The following is a 4,302-nucleotide window of genomic DNA, read 5'->3' on the forward strand; positions in this document are numbered from 1 at the left end:
TACCGGTCATGCACCCGAGCCGACGGTGTCCCACAGCCGCGGCAGGCCACCCCCTCCGAGCCCGTACGGGCCGCGATCCTCAGGCGGTCACCCAGATCCTCCACCTGGTCAAGGACCAGGCCCCTCAAGTGCGGGAACAGCATGTACAGCAGACCGACTTCCCTGCCGGTGAGCTCGTGCAGCACAATGGCACCCCTACGGCCGTTCTTCATGATCAGATCTTGGCAAATCCAGATCGTGACAGAACGGCCGTTCTCACGCGCAACGCGTTACGCGATCGCTACCACCCTCCATGCGGCCCCGGCCTCACTCGCGCCTGGAAGTCGCACTCCGTGACCGCTCCCCAGCAAACGCACCAGACCCACAGAGGTCTGAAGTTGCGGTAGGCAGCTCAGAGCAGTCCCAGCGCTTTAGTCAGGCCTGGGTCGCGTCCGGTGGCCAGGTCGAGGGCGGTCAGGGGGGCGTAGTGGTCGACAGGCACGCCGATCGTGTCGATGACCTCGCGGGCGGGCCCGAGATGGCGGACCTTGGGCAGGAGCAGGACGCTGCCGTCATCCAGGAGGTAGGGCGTGCTGGGGCCGGAGACCGCCCCGGCGGTACGGGTCCCGACGAGGGTGCCCAGGCCATTGTCCTTGACCGCAGCGCTGAAGTCCTCGCAGGCCGAGGCGCATTCGCGGTCGGTGAGGACGATCAGGCGTGAGCCGAGCAGCGCGATGCTGTCGTCGGTCCGGTTGGGCACGCAGTCGCCCTTGAGCGGGCAGAAGTAGCTGGTGATCTTGCCGTGCGCGAACGCGCCGAGCAATCGCGTCACCTCCCGAGGCGACCCGCCGCCGTTGCCGCGTAGATCGAGGATCACGGCTCTCGGTTTGTCCTGCAGCTTGGCGATGACCTGGTCGGCGACGCCCTCGTGGAATTCAGGCAGGTGGACGTAGGTGACGCCGCCGGTGAGCTTCCTGGAGGTCACCGACGGAGGTTGCCGCGTGGCAGGACCTGCTCTGAGCTGGACGACGCGGCTGCGTCCGGTAGTGGGCCGCTTGAGCGTGAGCCGTACCAGGTCGGAGGCGAAAGCGGCGTGGATGGCCTGATTGACGGTGTCCCCGATGAACGCCGGCATGCCGTTGACCTCATCGATGATGTCGCCGACCCTGACGTCAGCCTTGGCGGCGGGGCTGCCTGGCAGGACGCGGGTGATGAACAGCGGCGGTCGGGCCGCGGGGTCGAGCTGGGGTCCCTGCTGGGCCGACACGCCTACGACGCCGGTTCCGGCTGGCCTGCCTTGGGGCGACGGGTCCGGCCTGACCCAGCGGGCGTGGTTGTCGTGCAATCCGGTGACCATACCGGTGATCGCGGCGTGCAGGGCAGCGGAGTCGCCGAGGCCGAGGACTTTCGCGAAGGCGGCCCAGTCGGTGCCGCGGTTTCCGCTCAAGGCGGGCAGCCGAAGATCGGCCCGGTCGGCGCCGCGCCGCATCAGGTCTTGTGTGTAGGCGGCGAAGGCGCTCTTCAGCAGCGCCCTGGAGTCCATGACCGGGCCGCTGTAGTAGTTGTCCAGCACGCAGAAATACGCCTGCCTGAGCGTGTCTATCGACGTCGCCAATGCCGATGGCGACGGTGGCGCCGTGATGGCGGTGCAGCCTTTGGCCGGCCTGGAGGCCGGGGTGGAAGCCGGGGTGGAGGCTGAGACGAGCGTGCACGCGGGCGCGAACACCGAGCAGGCCGCTACCAGCACGGCGGTGCAGAGATTTCTGAGCATCAGCCGGGAAACCTCACCATCGGGGCCTGCGGGGCCAAGGGCCCGCCGGGCAGGACAGCCCCGGCGGGCAGCAGGTGCCGGCAGGCCCGGACGGCCTCGCCGTACTTCTCCGACAGCACCTCCACCCGCTCGCTGCCGATGGTGAGGTTGACCAGGCCGTCTGAGGAGACGGCGACGTCGGGAAAGTCGGGCAGGCCCTGGGCCCGCATGCAGGTGGTGAACCTTCTGCCGCCGTCGCCGGCCTCGATTCCGGTGAGGGTGGCTGGGAGCGCCCAGAGGGCGGCGGCCGCCGCAGCCGTTGCGGCGGCCACGAGCAGGTTGCGTGTCTTCATGGCGCTCAGACAATCGCCCGGCCGGTTACGGGGAGGAAACAGCGGCGGTTACCGCGCTGTAACCGCCGCCTGGGCATCCTGGGCAGATCATGAAAGTGTTGGTGGTGGAGGACCACGAGGAGCTGGCCCGCACGGTGGCCGCCGGGCTGCGCCGCGAGGGCATGGCCGTCGACATCGTGTTCGACGGCGCCAGCGCGCTCGAGCGCGCCCTGGTCAACCACTACGAGGGGTCCCCGTAGCTTCGGCCGAAAATCCAGCAGATATGCCTCTGGCCTGCATTGATAGGCAGGGCTCAGGCATGGCCCCCCACTCTGAGACCTCTGCATAAGCACAGGTGAGCGGCATATCCGTTGGATCCTGCGCCATTACTACCGGGACCCCCTGACGAATCGAGGCTAAGCACACTAGCGCAGTGTCTAACCGTCGTCTATAAGCCGACTGTCAAGGTCGGTGTAGCTCGGATGGGCCGACTTTGGGGTCGCCGTCAAAGTCGAGGCAGTTCGGCCGGACCATAATCGACCATCGTAGCTTCTACGGCGGCGTTGGCGTCGCCTGACGTCAGCCGGCCTTGCTGAGGAACTTGTCGAACTCCTCCCGTAGAAGAAGAACCTGATCGTTGCTTTCTTCTTCATCAGCTTCGCCCAGGAACTCGTTGATGGTCGTCGCGTTCTGGCGGACACAATCAATGCCCTTGTCCGCGGGAACGTCCCAGCCAGTAGAGGTGGGGCGGAGCAGGCTGTAGACAGGGCCATTAGCGGCAATTACAACCGGTCCCGTCGTCAGCGGGCCCTCGCTAGTGTCAAGCCTGACCTTGACAAGGGCGAGGGTGGGATCGCCGCCGTTCAATGACATCTGGATGAGGAGGGTAATTCGGTCCAGCTTGTCGTCCACCGAGTGGATGGTTGTGGTGGACAGGTCGTAAGCCGGTGGAGCGGGCTGCTTGATGGCAAAGTCATACGTCGCTGATGACTCAACCTCTCCGCCGACCTTCGCACATATGGACAGGGGAGTAACCCGTAGCACCTGGAGCGTAACCCTCTTGATGAGGGCCGAAACTTCGCCCGAGTTCCGGAAAACCAGATCCAGGTGCGCGCCGAAGGGATAATCTTGGCGACCGCGAACTATCTTGATCTCTTTTGTCGGATCACAGTCCTCGTCGGTTTTGTTGCGATTGAGGTCGCCGAAGGTGCATGCCAGCACTTGTTCGATCGCTAAATCACTTGATCGTTGAGTCTGCTGCCAGGTGAAGTAGGCGGCCAACAGCGCGACTGCAACCCCGGCGATAGCTACAACGGTGCCGGGCTCTCGCCACCGGGATGTCGTTGGTGATGGATCTGGGGGCGCTGGTGTAGGAGACGGCGGTTGTCTGGTCGACTTCTTGCGCCTGAGTCGAGCCATGCTGGCCTTTCGCGGTCAGTTTGCGGTGGAGGACCTCGCCCCCGCTGAGCTCGCTTGGGGAATGCGGGATCGGATACACAGCCATGGTGCCGCGAGGAACGGTAGTGATCAATGCTGCACACTATCCTCGGTTCGGGGACCACTGCCAGTAAGCTGTACCGAGTTCGCCGCTGCGCGCCAGTATGAGGCCCATCGCTTGGGTGGAACTGCGGCGGTACTCCTCCAACGTCGACGGCTGCCAGCGCAAGGCATCGCGGGCCTCTTTCAGGGGCCGGAGCAACCGTCCGACCGTCCGCTCGCTCACGACCGCATCGCAGTCCCTCGACCGCAGCAGATCAGCACCCAGCTCACCAACCACCGCGCGGTCGTGATCAGCGAGCCTGCGGCGGTCATAGCGGTCGGGGTCGATCGGCCAGCACCAGTTCCGCACCGACGGCTGTTCGCCCGCGGTCCCGACGGCAAGCCCCGTCACTTGATGCCCCCGTCGCCCACGGTGTTCATCCTGGTGAGCGCCTCGATGCGCCAGGCGTGGATGTGCTCCATCGTTCTGTTGAGCTTGTCGGCCAGGTCCCGGCCGGACAGGTGGATGTACCGCATCGTCGATTCGGTCGAGCGATGACCAGCGAAGGTGGAGATCGCGTGGAGTTCCCAGCCCATCCGGGCCAAGTCCGTCAGGCACAGATGCCGGGTGGTGTGAAGCCGTAAGGAATCAACTTGTCGGCGTGTCGCGGCTCTCTGGTGCTCTGGCAAGGAGATCGGCCGCCGTGCGATAGCGGATGGGTGCCCGTTCGGGAAGGCGGTCTTCCTGCTCCAGCAGCGGGC

6 protein-coding genes and 2 pseudogenes are annotated in these 4,302 nt (G+C 65.6%); 1 reads left to right on the forward strand and 7 read right to left on the reverse strand.

Features of this window, described 5'->3' with window-relative positions:
* From EJK15_RS73975 to EJK15_RS67895, 3 genes are all read right to left on the reverse strand, one after another.
* Window positions 1–212, reverse strand: a 212-nt coding sequence (locus EJK15_RS73975) for a hypothetical protein (protein ID WP_206062298.1), incomplete at its 3' end; no start/stop codon positions are given.
* A gap of 179 nt (window positions 213–391) precedes the next feature.
* The gene (locus tag EJK15_RS67890; RefSeq protein ID WP_138720704.1) at window positions 392–1,750 is read right to left on the reverse strand and encodes a S41 family peptidase; all 1,359 of its coding nucleotides are present in this window, start codon (window positions 1,748–1,750) and stop codon (window positions 392–394) included.
* Window positions 1,750–2,082: a hypothetical protein gene (locus EJK15_RS67895; RefSeq protein ID WP_138720705.1), complete on the reverse strand. Its 333-nt coding sequence runs from the start codon at window positions 2,080–2,082 to the stop codon at window positions 1,750–1,752. The genes EJK15_RS67890 and EJK15_RS67895 overlap by 1 nt, the downstream gene beginning before the upstream one ends.
* A gap of 89 nt (window positions 2,083–2,171) precedes the next feature.
* Here EJK15_RS67895 and EJK15_RS67900 point away from each other — a divergent pair.
* A pseudogene (locus tag EJK15_RS67900) lies at window positions 2,172–2,309 on the forward strand (response regulator); the annotation flags it as partial.
* Window positions 2,310–2,640: 331 nt separating this feature from the next.
* Here EJK15_RS67900 and EJK15_RS67905 read toward each other — a convergent pair.
* The 4 genes and pseudogenes from EJK15_RS67905 to EJK15_RS78380 all read right to left on the reverse strand — a co-directional run.
* Entirely contained in the window at window positions 2,641–3,342 is a 702-nt protein-coding gene (locus tag EJK15_RS67905; RefSeq protein ID WP_138720706.1) for a hypothetical protein, read from the reverse strand.
* A gap of 259 nt (window positions 3,343–3,601) precedes the next feature.
* Window positions 3,602–3,952: a hypothetical protein gene (locus EJK15_RS67910; protein WP_138720707.1), complete on the reverse strand. Its 351-nt coding sequence runs from the start codon at window positions 3,950–3,952 to the stop codon at window positions 3,602–3,604.
* Complete coding sequence (locus EJK15_RS78375) at window positions 3,949–4,077, reverse strand: hypothetical protein (protein ID WP_420847193.1); 129 nt, start codon at window positions 4,075–4,077, stop codon at window positions 3,949–3,951. The genes EJK15_RS67910 and EJK15_RS78375 overlap by 4 nt, the downstream gene beginning before the upstream one ends.
* Before the next feature lie 39 nt (window positions 4,078–4,116).
* Window positions 4,117–4,230: pseudogene (locus EJK15_RS78380) on the reverse strand (hypothetical protein); the annotation flags it as partial.
* Window positions 4,231–4,302: the final 72 nt, after the last annotated feature.

Origin of the sequence: Nonomuraea basaltis (assembly GCF_005893125.1) — a bacterium.
Taxonomy (GTDB): domain Bacteria; phylum Actinomycetota; class Actinomycetes; order Streptosporangiales; family Streptosporangiaceae; genus Nonomuraea; species Nonomuraea basaltis.

What these genes read in the sequence shown, in the direction of transcription:
- EJK15_RS78375 (WP_420847193.1), bottom strand. Translation starts at nt 4,077, where the DNA reads ATGCGGTACATCCACCTGTCCGGCCGGGACCTGGCCGACAAGCTCAAC.
- EJK15_RS67895 (WP_138720705.1), bottom strand. Translation starts at nt 2,082, where the DNA reads ATGAAGACACGCAACCTGCTCGTGGCCGCCGCAACGGCTGCGGCGGCC.
- EJK15_RS67890 (WP_138720704.1), bottom strand. Translation starts at nt 1,750, where the DNA reads ATGCTCAGAAATCTCTGCACCGCCGTGCTGGTAGCGGCCTGCTCGGTG.